The sequence below is a fragment of the Corallococcus sp. AB049A genome, assembly GCF_003668885.1.
In the GTDB taxonomy this organism is placed as follows: domain Bacteria; phylum Myxococcota; class Myxococcia; order Myxococcales; family Myxococcaceae; genus Corallococcus; species Corallococcus interemptor.
On sequence record NZ_RAWL01000098.1, the window covers coordinates 1 to 23053 of the forward strand.

The window sequence follows — 23053 nt, forward strand, 5'->3', positions numbered from 1 at the left end:
CTCCAGGCCGGGGACATCGCGAGCGCCACGAGGGTGGTGCTCGCCATCGGTCCGGACGGCGGCTGGGTGCCCTTCGAGGCCCAGCTGCTGGAGGCGCACGCCTTCCAGCCCTTCTCACTGGGCCCCCGCATCCTGCGCGTGGAGACGGCGGTGCCGGTGCTGCTGGGTCAGGTGACGCTGCTCAAGGCGCCGGCGCCGTAGCAGCCGCCGGGGCTGGCACCGGAGCAGGAGGCTGGAGCTTCTGCCAGTCCTCCAGCGGCAGCGGCTTGGTGACCTTGAGCACGGACACGTCCACCTTCTCCTCGCGAGGCTCGGTGCGCGTGTCCTCGGTGACGGTGAAGCTCAGGCGGTTGATTTCATGCCCGTCCTCCGTCTCCAGCACGACGCGCCAGTCGCCCGGCTTGGGCGTGGTGCCCGGCTGCGCGTAGTAGCGGTAGCCGCCCTCGGAGCCATTGCTGCTCACGCTGGCCAGGAAGCCCTTGCCCAGCGCCGTCCAGCCCTTCTCCGGGTGGTCATGGAACCAGCGCACGCGCACGCGATACGGCTCGAAGCCCTTGGGCGCGAAGATGCGGAAGAAGTACACCGGCTGCTCGCCGGGCCGGACCATGAAGTCCTGGTCGCCGTGGTGGAACGCCGTCCAGACCTTCCACCAGGGCTGCGCCTCCGACGTCAGGTGATACACGCCCGGGGAGACGCGCTTCACCTGGTGGTAGATGCCGCTGTACTGCACCGCCAGGGGCACCGGCGGAATCACGCCCAGGAAGTAGCACGCGAGCAGCATCGCCTGCGCGCCGAAGCCGGGAATCGCCACCGTGCGCAGCAGCGCCTTCTCATCCGGCCGCCACCGCTTGAGCACGCGAAGCAGCCCATAAATGCTCCCACACCCCAGCACGACGGACAGCGTGAAGATCCACCACCCCACCCGTCCGAAGAGCACCGGCAGCAGCGACGCGAAGTACAGCGTCACGCACAGGCTGAAGACGGCCACGCGGATGACGGGGCCCAGCTGCCGGAAGCGCGGCAGCTCATTGGCCACCAGCAGGCCGAACATGCCCGCCATGAACAGCAGCGGCGTGAAACCCGACGAGCTCTTGAAGAGGAACAGCGTGAACGCGCTCAGCAGGCTGCCCAGGAAGAAGTGCAGCGCGTCCTCGCGGAAGCGCCACACCTTCGCCAGCAGCTTCGGCGGCTCCGCGCCTTCCGGGTAGCGCTGCTCCAGCACGAGCAGGCCCGCGAGGATGGCCAGGTAGACGAAGTTCTGGACCCCCGTGAGCGCGTCGTCGACGGGGCTCAGCGTGAGGACGTCGTAGAGAAAGCCCGCGAAGAAGAAGAGGGCCATCTCCTGCTTCTCGTACCTCGCGCGGAACGCCTGCACGCGGTCCACCAGCGTGGGCGTCTTCTCCGTGCTGACCAGGTCGTCCGGATCCACGACCGCGGCGCCGGGCGTGGCGACCGCGACGTTCGCGCCGGGAGGCGGCAGTCCGCCCTCGACCGGCACGCCGGGCACTTCGTTGGACGCGTCCTGCGGCTTCGACTCAGGCGGTGTGACGGTGAGCACGGCGGCTTTCAACCCCTCTTGGCGACCGCCGCCCAGTCTACGCGGGGGACGGGGCCCGGGTCTTCCCCCCGGCCCCGCTCCCTCTGGAAGCGCCTACTTGCCGCCGGCGGCGACCAGGTCCTGCAGCTCGCCGCGCTCGGCCAGCTCCATCAGGATGTCCGACCCGCCCACGAACTTCCCGTGGATGTAGATCTGCGGAATCGTGGGCCAGTTGGAGTAGTCCTTGATGCCCTGGCGCACGTTGGGGTCCGCCAGCACGTCCACCGTGTGCACCGGGGTGCCCGTCTGCTGCAACAGCTGCAGGGCGCGCGCGGAGAAGCCGCACTGGGGGAACAGGGCGTTGCCCTTCATGAAGAGGACGATGGGGTGCGTCTTCACCGTCTCGTCGAACTGGGCCTTGAGGGTCGGATCCATGAGTCGTTGCTCCTTCTTCAGCGGTTCCCGAGCTTCTTCCACTGCTCGGGCGAATAGGTCTTGAGCGCCAGCGCGTGCAGCTCGCCGGACTTCAGCCACGGCTGCAGCGGCGCGTACACCAGCTGGTGCTGCTCCACCATCGTCTTGCCGGTGAAGGCGGGGGAGACGACGCGCGCCTCGAAGTGGTCTCCCGTCCCCGTGGTGTCGTTCAACTCCACCTCCGAGCCCGGCAGGGCGTCCAGGAGGTAACGGCGAAGCGTCTCTGCGTCGAGCATCAGTTCATCCCCTTTCCCATCACCAGCATGGCCGGGTCCACGCCCAGCCCGCGCAGGGTGGCATCCCACAACTTCGCCGGGTCCTGCCCCAGCACCGCGTCCGCGGTGGCGTCCGCGTACAGCCACGAGCCCGCGGCGATTTCGCTCTCCAGCTGCTTGGGCCCCCAGCCCGCGTACCCCAGGCAGAAGCGCACGCGCGGGTTCGTCCGTTGCAACAGGGGCCCCAGCGCGTCCAGGGTGACGCTCAGGTAGAGGCCGGGCAGGACGGTGTGCTTCTCCGCGACGGAGTCATCGTCGTGCAGGACGAAGCCCCGCTGAGGTTCCACCGGGCCGCCCACGAACACCGGCTGCGACACGCGGTCCGTCGAGATGTCCATCGACTGACCGCGCGCCAGCTCACCGAGCGTCAGGGGCGCTCCCCGGTTCACGACGAGCCCCATGGAGCCCGTCTCCCCGTGTTCGATCATCAGGATGACCGACCGGTAGAAGTTCGGGTCTCCAAGCTGGGGCATGGCCAGCAGGAAGCCGGAGGCAAGGTTCTTCACGCCAGGGAGCATCGGGTGTCCGGCGGGGGTGTGCAACCGGAACCCGCTCCCCTGCCGCACTCAGTGCCAGCTCTGGTGCTTGGACTTCAGCGCCTTGGCCAGCTTCTCCGGATCCAACGGCTTGCCGATGAAGAGGTCCGCGCCCAGGCCCTTGCACTTGCGCGCGGTGGCCGCGTCGCTCATGGCGCTGACGCCAATGAGCACGGCCTGCGGGAACTTCTCGCGCAGCTTGGACATGAGGGTGGTGCCGCTCCTGCCGGGCAGGAACACGTCCACGATGGCGGCGTCCATGCGCTTGTTGCGCACGGCGAACTCGGCCTCCTCCGCGCTGCCCACGGGCATGGCGTCGTAGCCCCAGGTGCTCACCAGCTCCACCAGGAGCTCGCGGTGCGCGGCGTCGTCTTCCACCACCAGCACCGCGCCGCGGACCATCTCCTTGCGCAGACCGTCGTCACGCGGACGCTCATCACGGGCAGGCGAGAGGGGGATTTCTTCCGTCGGGAGCGACATGGTGTTCACCTGAGGGCAAAGGGTTTCCGTTCGAGTGAAACCTTCTCCCCAATGTGCGGCATTCCTCACACTTGGCGACGGCGACCTCCCCCCAGTGCCTGTGAGGCAAGCGAGGCGCCGAGCACCAGCAGCACGAGCAGTCCCCAGGCGGGAATCACCACGCGGCCGCCGCCCTCGTAGATGAGCGCGGCGTAGGAGGTCCCCAGGTAGCGGCCCAGGGACATGGGCTCCATGCGGGCGATGCCGAAGAAGCTCACCGTGGACTCGGTGAGGATGGCGTTCGGCAGGCGGCTGAGGAATACGGCGAGCACGAAGGGGCGCAACAGCGGCCACAGGTGCACGCGCAGGATGTGCACCCCGCCACCGCCCAGGGCGCGAGCGGCGGCCACGTACTCCTGGCCCTCCAGCGTGGCCAGGCGGTCTCGGAACATGCGCGCGGGGCCGGCCCAGCCCACCAGGGCCAGCGACGTCACCATCAAACCAAAGGGCCCCAGGCCGCCGCCCATGCCCGCGTCCATGAGGGACTGGCCGGCGAGCTGGAGCACCATCACCACGAGCACGTCGGGCAGCGCGAACACGGCATCCACGGCGCGCAGGATCACCTGCTCCGTCACGCCGCCGGACAGCCGCGCGAGCGCCGCGACGGCCAGCCCCACCACGGTGGACAGCGCACCGGCCGCGAGCCCCACGGCCAGGGACACCCACAGGCCACCGAAGGCCAGCTCGCACACGCTCCGGTCCGGGCGGTTGAGGTCCCAGCCAAGCGGACAGGTCCGCGCAAGAGCATCGGGGAACAGGCGTCCGGCCACGAGGCTCAAGAGGCCCAGGCCCACGAGCAGGACCAGCCCCACCCAGGCGCGCAGGGGAACGCGGCTCAAGCGCGGGCCTCCCGGGCGCGCGGATCCACGAGCATGCGCAAGAGCTCCACGGTGAGGCTCACGACGACGAGCACGGTGGCGAAGGTGGTGGTGGACACGACGACGACGGCGACCTGCTTGTTGAGCACGGCGAGCACGTAGAGCTGGCCGAAGTAGGGCAACCCGAAGACGCGCTCCGCGGCGAACGAACCCGCGAGCAGGGCCGTGGCGACGGGAGTCACGGCATCCAGGAGCGCGGGCCACACGTTGGGAAGCACATGGCGGCGCAGCACGGTGCCAGGGTCCAGGCCCTTGCTGAGCGCGGTGCGCACGTAGTCGCGGGACAGCTCGGTCTCCAGGGCATCGCCCACGAGCGTGCCCAGGAAGGTCCCCGGCCAGATGGCGATGACCACGGCCGCGCAAAGCTCCGGCAGCAGGTGTCCGCGCTCCACCACGGCCGGAGCCAGCAGCAGCGCGGGGATGAACACGGGCGTCCCGAAGGCGATGGCCGGGAGCACGTCCCCGAGCACGGCGAAGCGGCCCCGCCGCCACCGGGTGCGAAGGAGCGCGAAGCCCACGGCCCAGGCCAGCGCGAGAGGAAGCGCGACGAGCCCCACGCCCACGCTGCCGGAGAGTTTCTGCAGCAGCTCATCCCCGGTGATGCCCTGAGCACTGGTGCCCAGGCGCTCTCCGGCGAACAGCTTCTCCCAAGGCCGAAGGAACCCGAGCGGTTCACCGATGCCCAGGTCCCGCTGGTACGAAGCCGCCAGCTCCGGAGACACCTGACGCTTGTTGTCGCTCTCCGTGGTGAGCGGCAGCGCGGCCATGAGGAAGTACGAGGCCACCGCCACCACCGGCACGAGCACAAGCTGGCGCACGAGGCGCGTCGCGATGAGGCGCATGCGCTAGGGCCCCTGCCCTTCCGCGCGAGCCGAGGCCGACTCATCCGGCCCCAGTCGCAGCGCGCGCAGCGCGAGGAAGTTGAACGGATCCACGTCCAGGCCGTGCAGCCGGGCCCGCGCGCGGAAGTAGCGGTCCGGGTGGTACAGCGGCGCGATGACGGCCTGCTCCCCCACCAGCACCTCCTGCGCCTTCGCGTACAGCTCGCGCGCGTGCACGGGGTCCGGGTCGCCGTCCGCCTCCTCCAGCAGCTGCTCGAAGCGGCGCATCGGCTCGCCGCCGTCCTGCGTCTCCCAGCCCGTCTGGTGGTTGCCCTGCCGTTCGAACAGCGTGAAGAACGTGTTCGGGTGCGCGTAGTCCGCGCCCAACCGCCGCAGGTACAGGTCATACGCACGAGGCCCCTGCGGCGTCCTGCGCGCCACCTCCGCGGAGTAGTCCGACCGCGAATCCACCACCACCCGCACGCCCACCTTCGCCAGCTGCGCGGCGATGCGCTCCGCCAGCGCCTCCTCTGGCACGAACGAATCCCCCGCCTTCACCACCAGCCGCAGCGGCCGGTCCAACCCCTTCGCCCCCGCCAGCTCCGCCTTCGCCCGCTCCGGCTCGTAGCGAGGCAGCCGCGCCGCCTGCTCCGGCGTCGCCGCCTCCGGAAGCTCCGGAGGCAGCAACACGTTCGTCGCACGCGCGGCGGGCAAGAGCCCCGCGAGCAGCGCCTCCCGGTCCAACGCCCGCGCCAGCGCTTGGCGCACCTCCGGCCGGTCCAACGGCGGGCGCTCCGTGTTGAAGGCCAGGAAGTACGTGGACAACAGCGGCTCGCGCTTCAGGTCCGCGGCCCGCATCCCACGCAGCGCCGCCGCGCTGTCCACGAACACGAAGTCCACCCGGCCCCGCTCGTACAGCGCCGGGCCGATCTCCGACTTCATCAGCGTCAGCACCGGCGCCGGCGTCTCACCCGGTCCCAGCGGCGGCGGAAACGCGCTGCGCGGGTTGTAGACCAGCCGGACGCGCTCACCCGCGCGGTCCCACCGCTCGACGCGATAGGGCCCCACCGCCAGCGGACGCCCGTCGCGAGGCCGGTCGAAGTAGTCGCGCACCGCCTCGTCCGGCTTCCCCTCCAGGTCCGCCGAAGGCGCGGGAAAGAACAGGTACACGTTCGCGAGCCGCGCCAGGAAGTAGCTCCGGGGCCGGGCAAGCGTCACCCGCAGCGTCCGGGCATCCACCGCCTCCACTCCAACCCTGGACAGCGCACCCTTCACCTCCGCCTCCGGAGCCCCGCGCTCCAGCAGCGCGAGCACCGCCTCCGCGCCCTCCAGGTCCGCCATCTCGCCGCGCTCGCGGCCCAGGAGCGCCCGGTGCCAACCGAAGACGAAGTCGCGCGCCGTGACGGGAGAACCGTCCGACCACGTCACGCCGGACTTGAGGTGGAACGTGTAGACCTCATGCCCGGCCGCGTCCGTCTCGCGCTCCCACCGCTCCGCCAGGCCCGGCTGCGCCGAGTGGTCCGCCCCCAGCGTGGTGAGCCCCTTCTGCGTGGCCAGCATCACCGGGTAGTTCACCCAGCTCTGTGGATCCGAATGGCTCCAGTCGAGCGTGGTGGGCATCGCCGGCACCACCACCTTCACGCCCGGCTCGGGCTGGAAGCCGCACGGCCCGCAGGCCGCGGCCATCACCAGCACCAGGGAGTAGGACAAAATTCGCGCGCGGGGGGCCACTCCCCGCGTTGTACCCCGACCCGCGCGCAAAAAAGAGAGAAGCCAGGAGACCGGCGACTCCTGGTCGGCCGGCATCCTGGCTTCGTCACTGCCCGGCCCCCTCAAGGGGCCGGAAGCTCAACTTCAGGCCTGCGAGGGCGTGGACACCGCTTCCGTCACGGACAGCCCCGGCTTCAGGTTGTCCCCGGCGCCCTTGCGGCCGAACTCCTCCGGCTTCTCCAGCACGAGCGCCTCACGCAGCACGTCGTCCACGAACTCCACCGGGACGATGCGCAGCGCCTTGCGGATCTTCAGCGGGATGTCCTTCAGGTCCTTCTTGTTCGCCTTCGGAATCAGGACCGTCTTGATGCCCGCCCGGTGCGCCGCCAGCGTCTTCTCCTTCAGACCGCCGATGGGCAGCACGCGGCCGCGCAGCGTGATTTCACCCGTCATCGCCACGTCCTTGCGGACCGGCACGCGCGTCAGCGCGCTCACCAGCGCCGTGGCCATGGTGACGCCCGCGGACGGACCGTCCTTGGGAATCGCGCCCTCCGGCAGGTGGACGTGGATGTCGTAGTTCTCGAACACCTTGCGGTCGATGCCGAAGCGCTCCGCGCGGCTGCGCACGTAGGACATGGCGGCCTGGGCGGACTCCTGCATCACCTCACCCAGCTTGCCGGTGATGATGAGCTTGCCCTTGCCCGGCATGGACGTGGCTTCCGTGGTGAGGATTTCGCCACCCAGCTCCGTCCAGGCGAGACCCGTGACGATGCCCACCTGGTCCTCGCGCTCCGCCACGCCGTAGCGGAAGCGGGGCGTGCCCAGGAACTTCATCGCCTGCTTGCGGTCCACCTCGATGAGGTCCCGCTTGCCGTTCTTCAGCACGTCGCGGGCAATCTTGCGGAACACGCCGCCAATCTCACGCTCCAGCGAGCGCACACCCGACTCGCGCGTGTACCGGTGCACGATGGTCTTCAGCGCGTCGTTGGTGATGTCGATCTTCAGGTCCGCGAGGCCGTTGGCCTCCTGCTCCTTCGGAATCAGGTAGCGCCGCGCGATGGAGAGCTTCTCCGGCTCCGTGTAGCCCGCGATGCGGATGACCTCCATGCGGTCCTGCAGCGGACCGGGGATGTTGTGCATCGTGTTCGCGGTGCAGATGAACATCACCTTGGACAGGTCGTAGTCGAGGTCCAGGTAGTGGTCATTGAAGTTGTGGTTCTGCTCCGGGTCCAGCACCTCCAGCAGCGCCGCGCTCGGGTCGCCACGGAAGTCCGTGGACATCTTGTCGATCTCGTCCAGGAGGAACACGGGGTTGTTGCTGCCCGCCTTCTTCAGGGACTGGATGAGCTTGCCCGGCATCGCGCCGATGTACGTGCGGCGGTGGCCGCGGATTTCGGCCTCGTCACGCACGCCGCCCAGGGACAGGCGCACGAACTTGCGGCCCGTGGCCCGCGCGATGCTGCGCGCGAGCGACGTCTTGCCCACGCCCGGAGGACCGACGAAGCACAGCACGGGGCCCTTCAACTTCTTCACCAGCTGCTGCACGGCCAGGTACTCGAGGATGCGCTCCTTCGGCTTCTTCAGGCCGTAGTGGTCCTCGTTGAGCACCCGCTCCGCTTCGGTGACGTCCAGCCGGTCCTGGGTCTCGTCGTACCAGGGCAGGCTGATGATCCAGTCGATGTAGTTGCGGACGACCGTGGCCTCGGCGCTCATCGGGCTCATCATCCGGAGCTTCTTCAGCTCCTTCTTGACCTTGAGCGTGGCCTCCTTGCTCATCCGCTTGTTCTTCAGCTTCTCTTCAATCTCCTGGATCTCGTTCTTGAACTCGTCGCGCTCACCCAGTTCCTTCTGAATGGCCTGCATCTGCTCATTCAGGTAGTACTCCTTCTGGGTCTTCTCCATCTGCTTCTTGACGCGCGTGCGGATCTTCTTCTCCACCTGGAGGATTTCGATCTCACCCTGCATCAGCTCGTAGAGCTTCTCCAGGCGCTTGGCCGGAGACTCCGTCTCGAGCAGCGCCTGCTTGTCGTTCAGCTTCAACGACAGGTGCGCGACGATGGTGTCCGCCAGGCGCGCCGGGTCGTCGATGCTGGCGACCTGCATCAGCATCTCCGGCGGGATGCGCTTGTTGAGCTTCACGAAGGCTTCGAAGACGGAGTGGACGGAGCGCACCAGCGCCTCCAGCTCCACGCTCTTCTCCAGCGTCTCCTCGACTTCATCCACCTCGACCATGAAGAACGAGTCGTTGGGGTGGAACTTCTTCACCTTGGCGCGGCGCACGCCCTCCACCAGGACCTTCATCGTGCCGTCGGGCAGCGGGAGGAGCTGGATGAGGTGGCCGATGGTGCCGAAGTGGAAGATGTCGTCGGGCGAGGGGTCGTTCGTCTTGGCCTTCTTCTGGGCGGCCAGCAGGATGACTGCCTTGTCATCCGGCCCCTTGTGGGCCATCGCGTCCTTCAAGGCCGCGATGGACTTCTCCCGGCCGACGAACAGCGGAACCACCATGTGCGGGAACACGATGATGTCCCGAAGGGGCAAGAGCGGGATGGTGAGTCCCCGCTTCTGGGCTTCCTTCTTGTCGTCACGTCCGAAGAACATGTATCCGCCACCCGCTGGCCTGCCAAACAGGCAAGCCCTTCAAGAGTTGCCCACATGCCCGCCTGGCGCGCATGCAGGGTGAAACGCTGCTCTATAACACGCCGGTCGCAGGACCCGTTCCCCGCTCAAGATGAGGGGTCCGCCCCCTGCCTTCAAGGGAACACCGAGAGGCAGGGGTGTGTCCTCCCGCCATTCTAGCGGCTCTCGGCCGCTACCCCGGCATCCGGCCGGGCGACATCCAGCGCCTGGAAGAGGAAGGCATACATGTCCACGCTGGACTCGATGGCCTTGGCCACCTGGTCCGCCCCTCCGTGACCCGCGTTCGCCTCGATGCGTAGCAGCGTGGGCGCGGAATTGCCCTTCGCGTTCTGCACCGCCGCCACGAACTTGCGCGCGTGCATGGGGTCCACGCGGTCGTCGTGGTCCGAGCTCATCATCAGGAGCGCCGGGTACCGCACGTCCTGCTTCACGTGGTGGTAGGGCGAATAGGCGTACAGGGTCTTGAACTGACCAGCGTCCTCCGCCGACCCGTACTCCGGCACCCAGGTCCGCCCGCTGCCGAACAGGTGGAAGCGCACCATGTCCAGGAGCGGCACCCCGCACACCACCGCGCCGTACAGCTCCGGGCGCTGCGTCATGGCCGCGCCCACCAGCAGGCCGCCGTTGCTGCCGCCGTAGATGGCCAGCTTCTTGGCCTGCGTGTACTTCTCCTTCGCCAGGTACTCGGCCGCGCCCGCGAAGTCGTCGAAGACGTTCTGCTTGTTCGCGCCCCGGCCCGCCTCGTGCCACGCGGTGCCGTACTCACCGCCGCCGCGCAGGTTGGCCACCGCGTAGACGCCGCCCGCGTCCAGCCACGGCAGGATGCTGGCGCGGAAGGAGGGCTGCATGCTGACGAGGAAGCCGCCATAGCCGTACAGCAGCGTGGGCGCGTTGCCGTCCTTCTTCAGGCCCTTCTTGTGGACGAGGAACATGGGCACCTTCGTGCCGTCCTTCGACGTGAAGAAGACCTGCTCCGTGGTGTACGCGTCCGGGTCCATGGGCACCTCCACCTTCGCCCACAGGTCCACCTTCCCGCTCTTCACGGACGTCCGGTACACCTGCCGGGGCGTGGTGAAGGAGCTGTAGGAGAAGTACGCGTCGTCCTGGTCCTCCAGGCCCGTCAGGTTGCTGGCGGCGCCCACGCCGGGCAGCTGCACGGTGCGCACCGGCTTGCCCTCCAGCGTGGTGATACGCAGCTCCGTCGTCACGTCCTTGAGGTACTCCAGCGCCAGGTGGCCGCCCACCAGCGACACGCTCTCCAGCGTGGCCTTGGGGTCCTCCGGCACCAGCTCCTTCCAGTTCGCCCGGTCCGCCTTCCTGGGGTCCACGGCGAAGATGCGCTGGCGCGGGGCGCCCTCGTCGGTGACGACGTAGAAGCGGTCCTTCCACGCGAGCACGGTGTACTTGGCGCCCTTGCCCTTCACGAGCAGCCGCCAGTCCTTGTCCGCCGGGTGCTTCCAGTAGACGTCGTTCTCGCTCCAGCCGCGCAGGATGGAGGCGAAGAGGTACTTGCCGTCGCGCGACAGGTCGCCCTGGAGGAACGTCGTCGGGTCGCCGGTGCGCTCGTGCACCACGACGTCCTTCTTCGGGTCCTCGCCCAGCTTGTGGAACTTGAGCTCGGTGTAGCCCGGGCGCGCGTCCACCGGGATGGAGGCGTCCGTGGGCAGCCACTCGTAGTAGAAGCCCTTGCCGTCCGGGGTCCAGTTCGTGTTGGCGTACTTCGCGCCCTCGATCACGTCGACCTTGGACCACTCACCGGTGTCCACGTCGATGACGTGCAGGGTGGCCTCGTCCGCGGCGTTGGGGCGCACCGCGAAGGCCACGCGCTTGCCGTCCCACGACGGCACCCAGCGGCCCAGGGACACCGGGGCGTCCTTGCTCATGGCGTTGGGGTCCAGCAGCACCTTCTCCTGTCCGGACTCGCCGTCCTTCCAGTAGACGATGGCCTTCTCCTTGTCCTTGTGGGTCCGCATGTAGAAGAAGCGGTTGCCCCGGCGGAACGGCGCCGTCACGGAGTCCACGTAGAACAGCTCCGTGAAGCGCTTCTCCAGCGCGGCGCGGCCCGGCAGCTTCTCCAGCGCGGCGCGGGCGAAGCCGTCCTGCGCCTTCATCCAGGCCTGGACCTCCGGGGCCTTCTCGTCCTCCAGCCAGCGGTACGGGTCCGCCACCTGCTGTCCATGCAGCGTGTCCATCACCGCGTCGGAACGGGTCGCCGGGTAGGCCATGCGGGAAGGGCCCTCCTGGGCCGGAGCGCTCTGCGTCGCTGGGGACGCGGCGGGGGCTTCGTCACGCGTGGCTTCCTTCGCGGAGGTGCACGCCACGAGCGACAGCAGGGCAGGCATGAGGAGCTTTCTCATGGGGTACAGCAGATACAAGAAGCCCCCCGCCCCGGCCCGCAAAAAAGCGTGGGCCGCGCCACGCCTGGATGCCCCCTGGGAAAGACGAAGGGCGCGTCCCGGTCCCATGACCGTGACGCGCCCCGTCATCCCCGTCAGGCCCTTGCGAGCCCCTGGAGGATGATGCCGCTTAAGCCGATTCCTTCTTCGGCTCCGGAGTCTCCTTGTTGTCCTGCGAGTGCAGGACGACGGGCTCGCTCTTCTTGAGGATGACCTCCTCGGAGATGAGCACCTCGCGGGCCGTCTTGCGGGACGGGATTTCGTACATCACGTCCAGCATGGCCGTCTCCAGGATGGAGCGCAGGCCGCGAGCGCCCGCCTTGCGGCGGATGGCCTCCGACGCGATGGCCTTCAGGGCCCCGTCGGTGAACTTCAGCGACACGCCGTCCAGCTCGAAGAGCTTGCGGTACTGCTTGGTGAGCGCGTTCTTGGGCTCGCCCAGGATGTTCACGAGCGCGCCTTCGTCCAGCTCCTCCAGCGCGGTGATGATAGGCAGACGGCCGATGAACTCCGGAATCATGCCGAACTTGAGCAGGTCCTCCGGCTCCACGTGCTTGAGCAGCTCACTCAAGTTGCGCTGCTTGCGCGACTGGATCTCCGCGCCGAAGCCCAGGCTGCGGCCGCCCAGGCGCCGCTCAATCACCTGCTCCAGGCCGCCGAACGCGCCGCCGCAGATGAAGAGGATGTTGGTGGTGTCCACCTGCAGGAACTCCTGCTGCGGGTGCTTGCGGCCACCCTTGGGCGGGACGTTGGCCACCGTGCCTTCGATGATCTTCAGGAGCGCCTGCTGCACGCCCTCGCCGCTCACGTCGCGGGTGATGGAGGGGTTCTCCGACTTGCGGGCGATCTTGTCGATTTCGTCGATGTAGACGATGCCCCGCTGCGCGCGCTCGATGTCGTGGTCCGCGGCCTGCAGCAGGTTGACGATGATGTTCTCCACGTCCTCACCGACGTAGCCGGCCTCCGTGAGGCACGTGGCGTCCGCGATGGTGAAGGGGACGTTGAGGATGCGCGCCAGGGTCTGCGCGAGCAGCGTCTTGCCGGAGCCCGTGGGGCCGAGCAGCAGGATGTTGCTCTTCTGCAGCTCCACGTCGTCCATGGCGACCTTGGACTCGATGCGCTTGTAGTGGTTGTGCACCGCCACGGAGAGCGTCTTCTTCGCGCGCTCCTGGCCCACCACGTACTCGTCCAGCACGGCCTTGATTTCAGAGGGCCGGGGGATGCGCAGCTTGGTGTCCTTGGTCTCCTCGCGGTCGATCTCCTCCGCGATGATGTCGTTGCACAGCCCGATGCACTCGTCGCAGATGTAGACCGTCGGGCCCGCGATGAGCTTCTTCACCTCCTTCTGCGACTTGCCGCAGAAGGAGCAGCAGAGGGTCTGGTTGTCTCGCTTCTCCACGTTCTTACCCGCCATGAAATCCCTCGCTGCGCCTGAAAGGCCCCAACCCGCTTCGCGTCCGGTCCCCTGCCCCTGCGTCCAATCTAGTCAGCCCCCATCTGGAACGTCCACGCACCTTCCGGGTACTTAACAAGGGGAAAATGCCGGTGACGGGAGAAACGAGAAGGCCGGAGGCGCGGGAGAGATTCCCAGCACCCCCGGCCGCCGGCCGGGTGGTTGACACCCCGGCCCTTTGCGGATGTCGGTGTGTCTACTTCTTCTCTTCCGGCTTCACACCCACGACCTTCCGCGGGTCCTGGATGGAGTCGATGATGCCGTACGCCTTCGCCTCCGTCGCGCCCATGAAGTAGTCGCGGTCCGTGTCCTTCTCCACGCGCTCGATCGTCTGGCCGGTGTGCTTGACGATGAGCTCGTTGAGCTTGGCCTTCATGCGGAGGATTTCGCGGGCCTGGATTTCGATGTCCGTCGCCTGGCCACGCGCGCCGCCGAGCGGCTGGTGGATCATGATGCGGCTGGAGGGCAGCGAGTAGCGCTTGCCCTTCGCGCCGGCGAGCAGCAGCACGGCGCCCATGGAGGCCGCCTGCCCCACGCAGATGGTGGAGACGGGCGCCTTGACGTACTGCATCGTGTCGTAGATGGCCAGACCGGCCGTCACCGACCCGCCGGGCGAGTTGATGTAGAGGTTGATGTCCTTGTCCGGGTCCTCGGACTCCAGGAACAGGAGCTGGGCGACGATGGCGTTGGCCACGTCATCGTCGATCTCCGTTCCCAGCATGACGATGCGGTCCTTCAGGAGCCGGCTGTAGATGTCGTACGAGCGCTCACCCCGGTGGGTCTGCTCGATGACGTAGGGGACGGGCATGAAGGGCATGTCGGATGAACCTCTAGAAGGGTCTCAGGTGCCTTGAAGGAAAAGCCTCAAGAATACTTCGCCCGGCCCTTGAGGAATTCAATCGTCTTTTCCTCGCGAAGTCGCAGAGACAACCCAAGGCGCTCGTCCGGGCCCTTGAAGTACTTCTTCACCTGGGCGACCGGCTGGTTGGCCTCGATGGCCAGGTCCTCGATGCGCTTCTCCACGTCCTCGTCGGACGCCTGGATGTTCTGCTGCTGGGCGATGGCTTCAAACAGGAGCGTGCCCTTCACCTCCAGGGTGGCCTTCTCCCGCATCTCGTCGCGCAGGCGGTTGAAGTCCAGGCCCAGCTGGCGCGGGTCGATGCCCTGGCGCTGCATCTGGCGGAAGGCGCCCTCCATCATGGAGTCGATGGCGCGCTCCACCATGGCGCGGGGCACGTCGAACGGGTTCTTCTCCAGCAGCGCCTTGATGAGCCCGTCGCGCTCGTCCACGGTGGCCTGGTTCTTCTTGGCCTTCTCCAGGTCCGAGCGCACCTTGGCGCGCAGCTCGTCCACCGTCTGCGCGACGCCGGTCTCCTTGGCGAAGTCGTCGTTGAGCTCCGGCACCACCGGCTTCTTCAGCTCCTTGACGGTGATGTGGAAGACGGCCGTCTTCCCGCGGACCTCTTCGGCCTGGTAGTCCTGCGCGAACGTGTACTCCACGTCCTTGGACTCGCCGACCTTCACGCCCGCCAGCTGCGGGATGTTGCCCTGGATGAGGTCGCCGTCCTGCACGCGCACGCCAATGCCGTCCGCCTTGCTGCCGGGGAACGCATTGCCGTCCACCTTCGCCTCGAAGTCGATGGTGACCTGATCACCCTGGGCGGCGGTGTCGCGGTCGGTGACGGGCTCGATGCGGCCCATGTTCTGGCGCATCTGCTCAATCTGCTGGTTCACCGCGTCGTCGGGGACGGCGGTGTCCACCTTCGTCAGGGACAGGCCCTCGAAGTCCTTGGCCTCCACCTTCGGCTTCACCTCGACGCGCGCCTCGAAGTTGAAGGGGGCGCCGGGCTTGAGGCCGGAGTTGGTCACCTGGGGAGAGGCAACGGCCTCCACCTTGTGCTCGCGCACGGCGTCCAGGTAGGCGCGCTGCACGACGCGCTGGATGACGTCGTCCTCCACCTGCTCGCGGTACTTCTGCTCGAGGATGCGGCGGGGAACCTTGCCCTGACGGAAGCCGGGCATCTTCACCTGGCCGCTGAGCGCGGCGTACGCGCGGTTGAGCTCCTCAACGACGCGGGCGTTGTCGACCTCGATGGAGAGCTTCTTCTCGATGGGAGAGAGCTCTTCGACCTGGACCTTCATGCGGGCCTCGCTCGCCGCCTCCACGGGCAGTACGTCCCGGGGCGGCAACCGGAAAGTGGGACGTGCGGCTTTAGGGGATAGGCACGAACGGGTCAACGCGAAATGGGCGAGGAGGGACTCGAACCCTCACACCTTGCGGTACCAGATCCTAAGTCTGGCGCGTCTACCAGTTTCGCCACCCGCCCGACGCGTCGCGCGACCGCCGTCCTACTCCGAAACGTCCGTGGACGACAGGGGCTTTCCCGCGCGGACCTCCCCGTGAGGGAGCGCCGGAAAAGACACAGGGCCCCTTCCGTTTCCAGAAGGGGCCCTGCGAGTGAGAGCGGAGGGAATCGAACCCACAACCTATGGATTAAGAGTCCATTGCTCTGCCAATTGAGCTACGCTCCCGGCTTGGTTCGTCTGCCGCGTTGGCTGCGCGACGTCCGAGGTGGCGCGGTGAATACCGGTCGCCGCCTGTCCTGTCAAAACGTTTTTGCACACCCCTCACATTCTCCCCGCTGGAACCGGATGCCGGGCGTGCGGCCGACCGTCCCCGGCACCGGGAAGCGATGCGAAGGGTCTGCCCGGCTCGCATGTTGATCCACGCCGCGGTTCGCGCTGCAGGTCTGTAGCAGGTGCCCTTCCGGGCCCCTGCCCCACAGTCCCTGCGCCGTGCTCCCGGGCAACCATGTGGGCGGGCGAGGGTCGTCCGCCTTTTCGAGCGGTGCTGGAGACACAGTGATGGATGCGAATGTGAAGGCGGACGGAACGACGTCGCCGCAGGGCGCGGCCTGGAACCGGGAGCGGGTGGACCTGGTGAAGCGGACCATCTGCCCGCGGGGAATCAGCGAGGACGAGTTCGCCCTCTTCATCGAGCAGTGCAAGCGCAGCGGGTTGGATCCGCTCCTCAAGGAAGCGTTCTGCGTGGCGCGCCGCCAGAACATCGGCAACCGCGAGCGGCCCAACTGGGTGACGAAGTACGAGTTCCAGCCGTCGGAGGCGGGCATGCTCGCCCGGGCGGAGCGCTTTCCGGACTTCAAGGGCATCCAGGCGAGCGCGGTGTTCGCCGAGGACGAGATCGTCGTGGACCAGGGCAAGGGCGAGGTGGTGCACCGCTTCAACCCGGCCAAGCGCAAGGGCGCCCTGGTGGGTGCCTGGTCGCGCGTGGTGCGCGAGGGGAAGCTGCCCGTGGTCGTCTGGCTGGACTTCTCCGGCTACGTCCAGCAGACGCCGCTGTGGGCCAAGATTCCCACGACGATGATTGAGAAGTGCGCGCGCGTGGCGGCGCTGCGCAAGGCGTACCCGGAGGCCTTCGGCGGACTGTACGTGCGCGAGGAGATGCCGGCCGAGGAGTACGACGCGCACCACGACGAGCCGGCGCCCGCGTCCGGTTCCTACGAGGTGCTGGGCTCCAAGCCGGGCCCGGTGAAGGCGTCCTTCCCCACCCTGGCTCCGGCGCCTGTCGCGGCGGAGACCCCCAAGGCGGTGGAGACGGCGCGGACTCCAGAGCGGACTCCGGAGAAGGAGGAGGCGCGGCTGGACGTGGACCTGCCGCTGGCGCCAGCCAAGACGGTGGCGGCGGTGCCCGTGGCCCAGACGCCCGAGCGTCCCAAGGCGAGCGCGGTGGTGGTGGCGTTCGGCCCGCACAAGGGCAAGACGACGTCCGAGCTGTCCGACGACGAGCTGAGCGAGACCATCGACCTGGCGCACGAAAAGCTGATGGAGCAGCCCCGGGCCAAGTGGGCGAAGGCCATGCGCGAGAACCTCACCGCGCTGGAGGCGGAGACGGAGCTGCGCTGCCAGGTGCCCACGGCGAAGAACGGCGCCGCGAACCCGGAGGCCTGAAGTCCCGGCGGGGCACGAAATGAACAACGCCCGCGTCCCGGAAGAGGGGCGCGGGCGTTTCGCTTTTCAGGCCAGGAAGGGGCTGGGAAAGGGTTGCGCCCAGAGGGACTTGAACCCCCAACCCTCGGCTTCGAAGGCCGATGCTCTATCCAGTTGAGCTATAGGCGCGGGGCGAAGCGGGAGAAGAAGGGCGAATGACCGGGATCGAACCGGCAACCTCCGGAGTCACAGTCCGGCGCTCTAACCAGTTGAGCTACATTCGCCGTCACTTCACACGTCACGGCTTTGAAAGGCGGCGGTCTCCTACCGTGGAAACCAGAGCCATTCAAGGCCAAAACCATCTGCCAGCAGATTTGCGCCCCAGGCAGGGCTCGAACCTGCGACCCCCGACTTAGAAGGTCGGTGCTCTATCCAGCTGAGCTACTGGAGCTGGTCGGCCAACAACACTGCGGCAACATCACGGCACTTCAAGTCGGGGCGAGAGGATTTGAACCTCCGACCCCCTGCGCCCAAGGCAGGTGCGCTACCAGGCTGCGCTACGCCCCGAGAAGTGCTGCATTCTTCGCCTAACGCGGACGGACGCGCAAGCCTGCTCTTCCTGACGCCCGCCCGGCCGGTCAGAGCGCCAACAGATGCCGGCGCATCAACTGGAAGGCCCGGGCCCGGTGAGACACCCGGGACTTCTCCTCCGGAGTGAGCTCCGCCATGGAGCGGCCGCCCTCCCCGTCCACCTGGAACACGGGGTCGTAGCCGAAGCCGTGGGTCCCCTTCGGCGCGCGCAGGATGACGCCCTCGCAGCGGCCCACCTCCACCCGGGGGGCGTCCCCCTTGCCCGTCACCAGCGCCAGCGCGCAGCGGAAGGACGCGGTGCGCTGGTCATCCGGCACGTCCGCCAGGTCCGCGAGGAGCTTCTCGTACCGGTCCTTGTCGCTCCCCGGCGCGTAGCGCGCGGAGAGCACGCCGGGCCGCCCGCCCAGCGCGTCCACGCACAGCCCGGAGTCGTCCGCCAGCGCGGGCAGCCCCGTGGCCAGGGAGTACTCGCGGGCCTTCTTCACCGCGTTGTCCTCGAAGGTGGCGGCGTCCTCCACGGGCTCCGGCACGGGCGGCAGGTCCTTGAGGGACACCACCTCCACGGCGTCGCCCACGAGCAGGCGCAATTCGCGCACCTTGCCGGCGTTGCCGGTGGCGAAGAGCAGCTTCGGCTTCATCCCAGCACCTTCGCCTGCGCGGCGGCGAGCTGCTGGATGGCGGCCAGGCCTCCGTCCAGCATCGCGTCCATCGACTTGCGGTCGAAGAGCTTGTGCTCGGCGGTGCCCTGCACCTCCACGATGCGGCCGTCGCCCGTGGCCACGAGGTTCAGGTCCACCTCCGCGGTGGAGTCCTCGTCGTAGTCCAGGTCCACGCGCACCTCGCCGTTCACCACGCCCACGGAGACGGCCGCGAGCGGGGTGAGGCCCTTCAGGATGCCCGGCTTGTTGAGCGAGCGCATGGCCAGCACCAGCGCCACGTACGCGCCGGTGATGGACGCGGTGCGCGTGCCGCCGTCCGCCTGGATGACGTCACAGTCCAGCGTGAAGGTGCGCACGCCCAGCGCCTGCAGGTCCACGGACGCGCGCAGGGCCCGGCCGATGAGGCGCTGGATCTCCATGGTGCGGCCGGACTGCTTGCCCTTGGCGGCTTCACGGGAGCCGCGGGTGTGCGTGGCGCGCGGGAGCATGCCGTACTCGGCCGTCACCCAGCCTGAGCCCTTGCCCATCAGGTGCGGCGGGACGCGGTCCTCCACCGAACAGGTGACGAGCACCTTGGTGTGACCGAACTCCACCTGGACGGAGCCCTCCGCGTAGCGGTTGACGTTGGGCGTGAGGGTGACAGGCCGGAGGTCCAGCGCACCACGGTTGAAGGAACGCACGAGGGAAGGCTCCTGACAGGAGGGGACGGGTAAAGCCCCCACGCTTTATCAGGGCGCGGTGGATCCAGCCACCGGTTGCGAGGGCGACGAGTCCCGCTTGCGCGTCTCCCGCAGGAAGGCCTGCACCCCGTCCGCGATGGCCTCCGCCAGGGTCTCCTGGTACGCCGCGCGGCCCAGCTTCGCCCCCTCCTGCGGGTGGGAGATGAAGCCCACTTCAATCAGCACCGCCGGCGCCTCCACGCCCGTGAGGACGAAGAAGGGCGCCTGCTGCACGCCCCGGTCCGTGGCGCCGCTCCTGGACACCAGGCGCGGGTGGATGGCGTAGGCCAGCCGGGACGCGTCCGAGTGCGCCTCCGTGCGCGCCAGGTCGTCCAGGATGAAGGCCAGCGTGGAGTGCCCGCGCGCGGAGCGGGCCGTGGGGGCCTCCGCGTTCTCGCGGTCCGCCACCGCTCGCGCCGCTTCGCCGGAGGCGTTGGCGGAGAGGAAGTACGTCTCGATGCCCTCGGTGCGCTCGCGCAGGCGCTTCGTGGGCATGGAGTTGGCGTGGATGGAGAGGAAGAGGTCCGGCCGCTGGACGTTGGAGAACTCCACCCGCTCCGACAGCGCCATCAGCGTGTCGTGCTCGCGCGTGAGGAACACCTCGCTGCCCGCGGCCTCCAGCTTCTCCCGCAGGCGCTGGGCAATCTGGAGCGCGATCTCCTTCTCCCAGAGCTCGCCGGGCCCCTTCGCGCCCTCCTTCGCCCCGCCATGTCCCGGGTCGATGACGATGCGCGCGCCGCGCTCCCCCGCCCCGGCGAGGGCCGGCAGGAGGCACGCGAGCAGGGGGAGCCAGAGGGGGAAGCGGCGCGGCGACATTCGCGCCGGATCTTAGCGGAGGCCCGGCCCGGAGGCGAAATCCGGGCCCGGCGCTCGTGCTTCAGCCGATGACGTCGATGCCGGGGCGGCCCGCTTGCACTTCGCCGATGAGGGCCGCGTCCACGCCCGCCTTCTCCAGGGCCTGGATGGCCTTGAGCGCGTGGCGCGCGGGCACGCTGGCCAACAGGCCGCCGTTGGTCTGCGCGTCCGCGAGCAGCCACTGGATGTGCTCCGGCAGCCCCTCCGGGAACGTCACCTGCTTCTTCACGTGGGCGAGGTTCGTCTTCGTGCCGCCCGGAATCACGCCGGCCTCCGCCAGCGCGGGCACCTCCGCGATGAGCGGGATGCGCTCCAGGTCGATGGCCGCGCGCGTCTTCGCGCCGTTCATCATCTCCAGGAGGTGGCCCAAGAGGCCAAAGCCCGTCACGTCCGTGAGCGCGTGCACCTTGAAGGCGCCCGACGCGAAGACCTCTCCCGCCGCCTTGTTGAGCGTGGCCATCTGCGCCGTCACGCGCCTGGTGAGCTGCTTGGACGCAAGGCCCCGCTTGATGGCGGTGGCGGCGATGCCCGTGCCCACGGGCTTGGTGAGCAGCAGCACGTCCCCCGGCTTCGCGCCCGCGTTGGTGAGCACCTTCTTCGGGTGCACCACGCCGGTGACGGCCATGCCGAACTTGGGCTCCGGGTCGCGGATGCTGTGGCCGCCCAGGATGGGGATGCCCGCCTCGTCCGCCTTGGACTGGCCGCCCGCCAGAATCTTCTGCAGCGTCTTGAGCGGCAGCTCGTCCGGGAAGCACACCAGGTTGAGCGCGAACAGCGGCTTCGCGCCCATGGCCCAGATGTCCGACAGCGCGTTGGCCGCGGCGATGGCGCCGAACTGGAACGGGTCGTCCACGAGCGGCGGGAAGAAGTCCACCGTCTCCACCACGGCCATGCCCGGCGCCACCTGGTACACGGCGGCGTCGTCATTGGTGTTGAAGCCCACCAGGGCCCGGGGGTGGGACGCCGCCCCCTTGAGCCCGCCCAGGACCGTGGCCAGGTCCCCCGCCTTGAGCTTCGCCGCGCAGCCCGCGCAGTGGCTCATCTCCGTGAGGCGCTTCTTCGGCGCCGCCGGCTTCGCACCCGCCATGATGTTCCCCGCCCTACTCCGCGCGCACGTAGTCGCGCTTCATGAGCTGCACCACCGACTCGGCGGTGAGCACGTCGTCGCCGTCCGAGTGGTCCAGCACGCCGCCCAGCGACCCGTGGTTGTGCACCAGCTGCAGCACGTCCAGCAGCTCCGGCGTCAGTTCCTTCAACGGCGCCGTCAGGGGCTGCGCGAGGCGCAGCGCCGTGGCCATGGGCGGCAGGTTCGGCTGCAGGCGCTTGAACTCGTCCAGCTGCCTGAGGGCGTCCATCAGGAGCGCTTCGGTGGAGGAGTCCAGTTCCACCATGAACTCCTGCGTGTCCGCCGGGCGCAGCTCGAAGTCACCCTCTTCCCAGGTGACGATGCGGTTGAAGCTCTTCTGCGGGCCCAGGTTGTGGTTGTCGTCGATGACCGCGTAGTACACGCGGCCCTGGCGCAGGTAGATGCGGCCCTCGTGGGCGTTGTTCACCACGAGCACGCCGTTCTTCTTGGACGTGTGGAAGAGCTGGAGCAGGTCCGGGAGGGGAATCTCTTCAATCTTCCCCGTCATGGAGCTGGCCTTGGTGGTGCGCGCGGCCTGGGCGGCGGCGGCCTCCTCCAGCTTCTGCTTCACGACGCTTTCGTCCACGGGGGCGCTCTCCGCGCCCTGGTGCACCAGCTTGAGGATGGAGGTCCCGATGAGGATGCGGTCCCCCTCCTTCAGCTTGGCCTGCTTGACCTTCTCGCCGTTGACGAAGGTGCCGTTGGTGGACCCCAGGTCCTCGATGGTGATGGCTCCGTCGGAGAACAGGATCTTCGCGTGCTTGCGCGAGACCATGTCCTCCACCAGCACCATGTCCAACTCGCTCGACCGTCCGACGACGATCTGCTTGTTGGCCTTCAGCGGGAACTCACCGCCCTGGTACTTCCCGGAGATGAACTTGAGGGCAAAGGACTTCGCCGTACCGCCAGGAGTGCTCACGGTGCCGCGACCTCGATGATGGAAGTTGCCATGGTGCTCAACCCGTCACTTCCGCCTTCCCCGGGTCCTTCACCAGGTTGAGGTACATCTGCGCGCTCTTGTTGCCGGGGCTGCGCACGAGCACGTCTTCCCAGACCTTCACCGCCTCGTCACGGCGTCCCGCCGAGTACAGGGCGATTCCGTAGTTGATCCGTCCAGGAATGTACGACGGATTCTGCGCGATGACCTGTTCGTATTCCGCCAGGGCCGCCGCGTTGTCGCCCGCGTCGCGCAGGGCGTTGCCCAGCTTGAGGCGGATGTCCACGAACTCCGGGAAGTGCGCCAGCGCGCGGCGGTACTCTTCAATGGCCTTCTGCCAGACGCCGCTGGAGGCGAACACGTCGCCGATGTCGGCGTACATGTTGGCCACCTTCTTCATGACGTACGGGTCCAGCTCGCCGGGGGAGCCCTTCTGGCGGGACAAGGCGGCCTGGTAGACCTCCTTCGCCTCCGCGTACTTCCCCATGTCGTTGTAGATGACCGCCAGGTTGAGCGCGGCCTCGGTGTACGCGGGGTTGAGCCGCAGCGCGGACTCAAAGGCCCGCTGCGCCCGGGCGAACTGGCCCTGGTCGTGGTAGATGATGCCGAGCATGTTGTAGACGTCGGCGAAGGTCGGATTCTGCTCGACCACCTTCGTCAAGAACTGCTCGGCCTGGGCGTACTGCTTCTTCTCGAAGGAGCCGCGCCCGAGGGTCAGTAGCTGCTTGAGGGCTTCGTCCATGACTCGGCCCGCGCGGGCCCTGCCTCCTCGGGTAGCCTACATGAGCCCGGGCGAAAACAAGAATTGATCGCCCTCGCGCACCAGCAATAACGGACGCTCCCCCCGCGTGTCGACCGGCCGCGCCGGAAGGTCTCCCTCCACCCGGTAGTGTTCCGTCACCGTCACGTCGTCCCGCTCCAGGCGCGCGTACCAGGCCTGGACCGTCAGCCGCCGCTTGCTCAAGGGGGCCATTTCCTCCCA

Annotated in this window: 21 protein-coding genes, 6 tRNA genes and 1 pseudogene; 2 read left to right on the forward strand and 26 right to left on the reverse strand. The window is 68.2% G+C overall.

The genetic code is table 11. The features are described 5' to 3' along the window. The coding region (locus D7X55_RS13425; protein WP_147470100.1) for a 16S rRNA (uracil(1498)-N(3))-methyltransferase at positions 1-201 on the forward strand (201 nt) is incomplete at its 5' end. Here D7X55_RS13425 and D7X55_RS13430 read toward each other — a convergent pair. The 15 genes from D7X55_RS13430 to D7X55_RS13500 form a co-directional block, all read right to left on the reverse strand. Next, positions 182-1558 (reverse strand): DUF2914 domain-containing protein, encoded by a 1377-nt coding sequence (locus D7X55_RS13430; RefSeq protein WP_121723269.1) that lies wholly within the window; start codon positions 1556-1558, stop codon positions 182-184. The two genes, D7X55_RS13425 and D7X55_RS13430, sit on opposite strands and share 20 nt — an antisense overlap. Before the next feature lie 93 nt (positions 1559-1651). After that, positions 1652-1972 (reverse strand): Grx4 family monothiol glutaredoxin, encoded by a 321-nt coding sequence (gene grxD, locus D7X55_RS13435; RefSeq protein WP_120549142.1) that lies wholly within the window; start codon positions 1970-1972, stop codon positions 1652-1654. A gap of 17 nt (positions 1973-1989) precedes the next feature. Then, the gene (locus D7X55_RS13440; protein WP_120549143.1) at positions 1990-2247 is read right to left on the reverse strand and encodes a BolA family protein; all 258 of its coding nucleotides are present in this window, start codon (positions 2245-2247) and stop codon (positions 1990-1992) included. Beyond that, a complete protein-coding gene (locus D7X55_RS13445; protein ID WP_120549168.1) occupies positions 2247-2792 on the reverse strand; it encodes a YqgE/AlgH family protein in 546 nt (181 codons plus the stop codon). The genes D7X55_RS13440 and D7X55_RS13445 overlap by 1 nt, the downstream gene beginning before the upstream one ends. A 60-nt stretch (positions 2793-2852) precedes the next feature. Next, entirely contained in the window at positions 2853-3302 is a 450-nt protein-coding gene (locus D7X55_RS13450) for a response regulator (protein ID WP_120549169.1), read from the reverse strand. A 65-nt stretch (positions 3303-3367) separates the two neighbouring features. Continuing rightward, positions 3368-4180 carry an ABC transporter permease subunit gene (locus D7X55_RS13455; RefSeq protein ID WP_121723270.1) on the reverse strand — a complete coding sequence of 271 codons (813 nt, stop codon included), beginning with the start codon at positions 4178-4180 and terminating at the stop codon, positions 3368-3370. Next, positions 4177-5061 carry an ABC transporter permease subunit gene (locus D7X55_RS13460; RefSeq protein WP_120549145.1) on the reverse strand — a complete coding sequence of 295 codons (885 nt, stop codon included), beginning with the start codon at positions 5059-5061 and terminating at the stop codon, positions 4177-4179. The genes D7X55_RS13455 and D7X55_RS13460 overlap by 4 nt, the downstream gene beginning before the upstream one ends. A gap of 3 nt (positions 5062-5064) precedes the next feature. Beyond that, positions 5065-6726 carry a peptide ABC transporter substrate-binding protein gene (locus tag D7X55_RS13465; RefSeq protein WP_121723274.1) on the reverse strand — a complete coding sequence of 554 codons (1662 nt, stop codon included), beginning with the start codon at positions 6724-6726 and terminating at the stop codon, positions 5065-5067. Positions 6727-6894: 168 nt separating this feature from the next. Beyond that, complete coding sequence (gene lon, locus D7X55_RS13470) at positions 6895-9348, reverse strand: endopeptidase La (RefSeq protein WP_120549146.1); 2454 nt, start codon at positions 9346-9348, stop codon at positions 6895-6897. 194 nt (positions 9349-9542) lie between these two features. Next, positions 9543-11729 (reverse strand): prolyl oligopeptidase family protein, encoded by a 2187-nt coding sequence (locus D7X55_RS13475; protein ID WP_233609838.1) that lies wholly within the window; start codon positions 11727-11729, stop codon positions 9543-9545. Positions 11730-11913: 184 nt separating this feature from the next. Then, on the reverse strand, positions 11914-13197 hold the full coding sequence (gene clpX, locus D7X55_RS13480; RefSeq protein ID WP_014394869.1) for an ATP-dependent Clp protease ATP-binding subunit ClpX: 1284 nt from the start codon (positions 13195-13197) through the stop codon (positions 11914-11916). Between the two features lie 235 nt (positions 13198-13432). After that, positions 13433-14053 (reverse strand): ATP-dependent Clp endopeptidase proteolytic subunit ClpP, encoded by a 621-nt coding sequence (gene clpP / locus D7X55_RS13485; protein ID WP_120549147.1) that lies wholly within the window; start codon positions 14051-14053, stop codon positions 13433-13435. A 47-nt stretch (positions 14054-14100) separates the two neighbouring features. After that, positions 14101-15378, reverse strand: coding sequence for a trigger factor (gene tig, locus D7X55_RS13490; RefSeq protein ID WP_121723271.1), 1278 nt, complete (start codon positions 15376-15378; stop codon positions 14101-14103). A 103-nt stretch (positions 15379-15481) separates the two neighbouring features. Then, positions 15482-15563: transfer RNA gene (locus D7X55_RS13495), tRNA-Leu, on the reverse strand. A gap of 132 nt (positions 15564-15695) precedes the next feature. Next, positions 15696-15768: transfer RNA gene (locus tag D7X55_RS13500), tRNA-Lys, on the reverse strand. A gap of 333 nt (positions 15769-16101) precedes the next feature. Between D7X55_RS13500 and bet the strand changes: the two genes are divergently transcribed. Next, positions 16102-17205 carry a phage recombination protein Bet gene (gene bet, locus D7X55_RS13505; protein ID WP_120549148.1) on the forward strand — a complete coding sequence of 368 codons (1104 nt, stop codon included), beginning with the start codon at positions 16102-16104 and terminating at the stop codon, positions 17203-17205. Between the two features lie 94 nt (positions 17206-17299). Here bet and D7X55_RS13510 read toward each other — a convergent pair. The 11 genes and pseudogenes from D7X55_RS13510 to D7X55_RS13560 form a co-directional block, all read right to left on the reverse strand. Next, positions 17300-17373 (reverse strand) — tRNA-Arg (locus D7X55_RS13510). Positions 17374-17394: 21 nt separating this feature from the next. Then, positions 17395-17468: transfer RNA gene (locus D7X55_RS13515), tRNA-His, on the reverse strand. Positions 17469-17561: 93 nt separating this feature from the next. Next, positions 17562-17635: transfer RNA gene (locus D7X55_RS13520), tRNA-Arg, on the reverse strand. A 42-nt stretch (positions 17636-17677) separates the two neighbouring features. Next, positions 17678-17751 (reverse strand) — tRNA-Pro (locus D7X55_RS13525). Positions 17752-17822: 71 nt separating this feature from the next. After that, the gene (gene rdgB / locus D7X55_RS13530) at positions 17823-18413 is read right to left on the reverse strand and encodes an RdgB/HAM1 family non-canonical purine NTP pyrophosphatase (protein ID WP_120549149.1); all 591 of its coding nucleotides are present in this window, start codon (positions 18411-18413) and stop codon (positions 17823-17825) included. After that, positions 18410-19114: a ribonuclease PH gene (rph, locus tag D7X55_RS13535; protein WP_014394861.1), complete on the reverse strand. Its 705-nt coding sequence runs from the start codon at positions 19112-19114 to the stop codon at positions 18410-18412. The genes rdgB and rph overlap by 4 nt, the downstream gene beginning before the upstream one ends. Positions 19115-19162: 48 nt before the next feature. Then, entirely contained in the window at positions 19163-19969 is an 807-nt protein-coding gene (locus D7X55_RS13540) for an N-acetylmuramoyl-L-alanine amidase (RefSeq protein WP_121723272.1), read from the reverse strand. Positions 19970-20030: 61 nt separating this feature from the next. Then, entirely contained in the window at positions 20031-21095 is a 1065-nt protein-coding gene (gene selD / locus D7X55_RS13545) for a selenide, water dikinase SelD (RefSeq protein WP_121723273.1), read from the reverse strand. Between the two features lie 13 nt (positions 21096-21108). Further along, positions 21109-22053 carry a DUF4388 domain-containing protein gene (locus D7X55_RS13550; RefSeq protein ID WP_120549152.1) on the reverse strand — a complete coding sequence of 315 codons (945 nt, stop codon included), beginning with the start codon at positions 22051-22053 and terminating at the stop codon, positions 21109-21111. A 37-nt stretch (positions 22054-22090) separates the two neighbouring features. Continuing rightward, a complete protein-coding gene (locus tag D7X55_RS13555) occupies positions 22091-22813 on the reverse strand; it encodes a lipopolysaccharide assembly protein LapB (RefSeq protein WP_120549153.1) in 723 nt (240 codons plus the stop codon). Between the two features lie 36 nt (positions 22814-22849). Continuing rightward, positions 22850-23053, reverse strand: a pseudogene (locus tag D7X55_RS13560) (hypothetical protein); the annotation flags it as partial.

Bases quoted from the DNA above. Each gene is read 5' to 3' on its own strand.
- D7X55_RS13440 (WP_120549143.1), bottom strand. From the start codon at position 2,247: ATGCTCGACGCAGAGACGCTTCGCCGTTACCTCCTGGACGCCCTGCCG.
- D7X55_RS13540 (WP_121723272.1), bottom strand. From the start codon at position 19,969: ATGTCGCCGCGCCGCTTCCCCCTCTGGCTCCCCCTGCTCGCGTGCCTC.
- selD (WP_121723273.1), bottom strand. From the start codon at position 21,095: ATGGCGGGTGCGAAGCCGGCGGCGCCGAAGAAGCGCCTCACGGAGATG.
- D7X55_RS13555 (WP_120549153.1), bottom strand. From the start codon at position 22,813: ATGGACGAAGCCCTCAAGCAGCTACTGACCCTCGGGCGCGGCTCCTTC.
- D7X55_RS13450 (WP_120549169.1), bottom strand. From the start codon at position 3,302: ATGTCGCTCCCGACGGAAGAAATCCCCCTCTCGCCTGCCCGTGATGAG.
- D7X55_RS13460 (WP_120549145.1), bottom strand. From the start codon at position 5,061: ATGCGCCTCATCGCGACGCGCCTCGTGCGCCAGCTTGTGCTCGTGCCG.
- D7X55_RS13465 (WP_121723274.1), bottom strand. From the start codon at position 6,726: ATGGCCGCGGCCTGCGGGCCGTGCGGCTTCCAGCCCGAGCCGGGCGTG.
- grxD (WP_120549142.1), bottom strand. From the start codon at position 1,972: ATGGATCCGACCCTCAAGGCCCAGTTCGACGAGACGGTGAAGACGCAC.
- rdgB (WP_120549149.1), bottom strand. From the start codon at position 18,413: ATGAAGCCGAAGCTGCTCTTCGCCACCGGCAACGCCGGCAAGGTGCGC.
- bet (WP_120549148.1), top strand. From the start codon at position 16,102: ATGGATGCGAATGTGAAGGCGGACGGAACGACGTCGCCGCAGGGCGCG.
- D7X55_RS13475 (WP_233609838.1), bottom strand. From the start codon at position 11,729: ATGCCTGCCCTGCTGTCGCTCGTGGCGTGCACCTCCGCGAAGGAAGCC.
- clpP (WP_120549147.1), bottom strand. From the start codon at position 14,053: ATGCCCTTCATGCCCGTCCCCTACGTCATCGAGCAGACCCACCGGGGT.
- tig (WP_121723271.1), bottom strand. From the start codon at position 15,378: ATGAAGGTCCAGGTCGAAGAGCTCTCTCCCATCGAGAAGAAGCTCTCC.
- lon (WP_120549146.1), bottom strand. From the start codon at position 9,348: ATGTTCTTCGGACGTGACGACAAGAAGGAAGCCCAGAAGCGGGGACTC.
- clpX (WP_014394869.1), bottom strand. From the start codon at position 13,197: ATGGCGGGTAAGAACGTGGAGAAGCGAGACAACCAGACCCTCTGCTGC.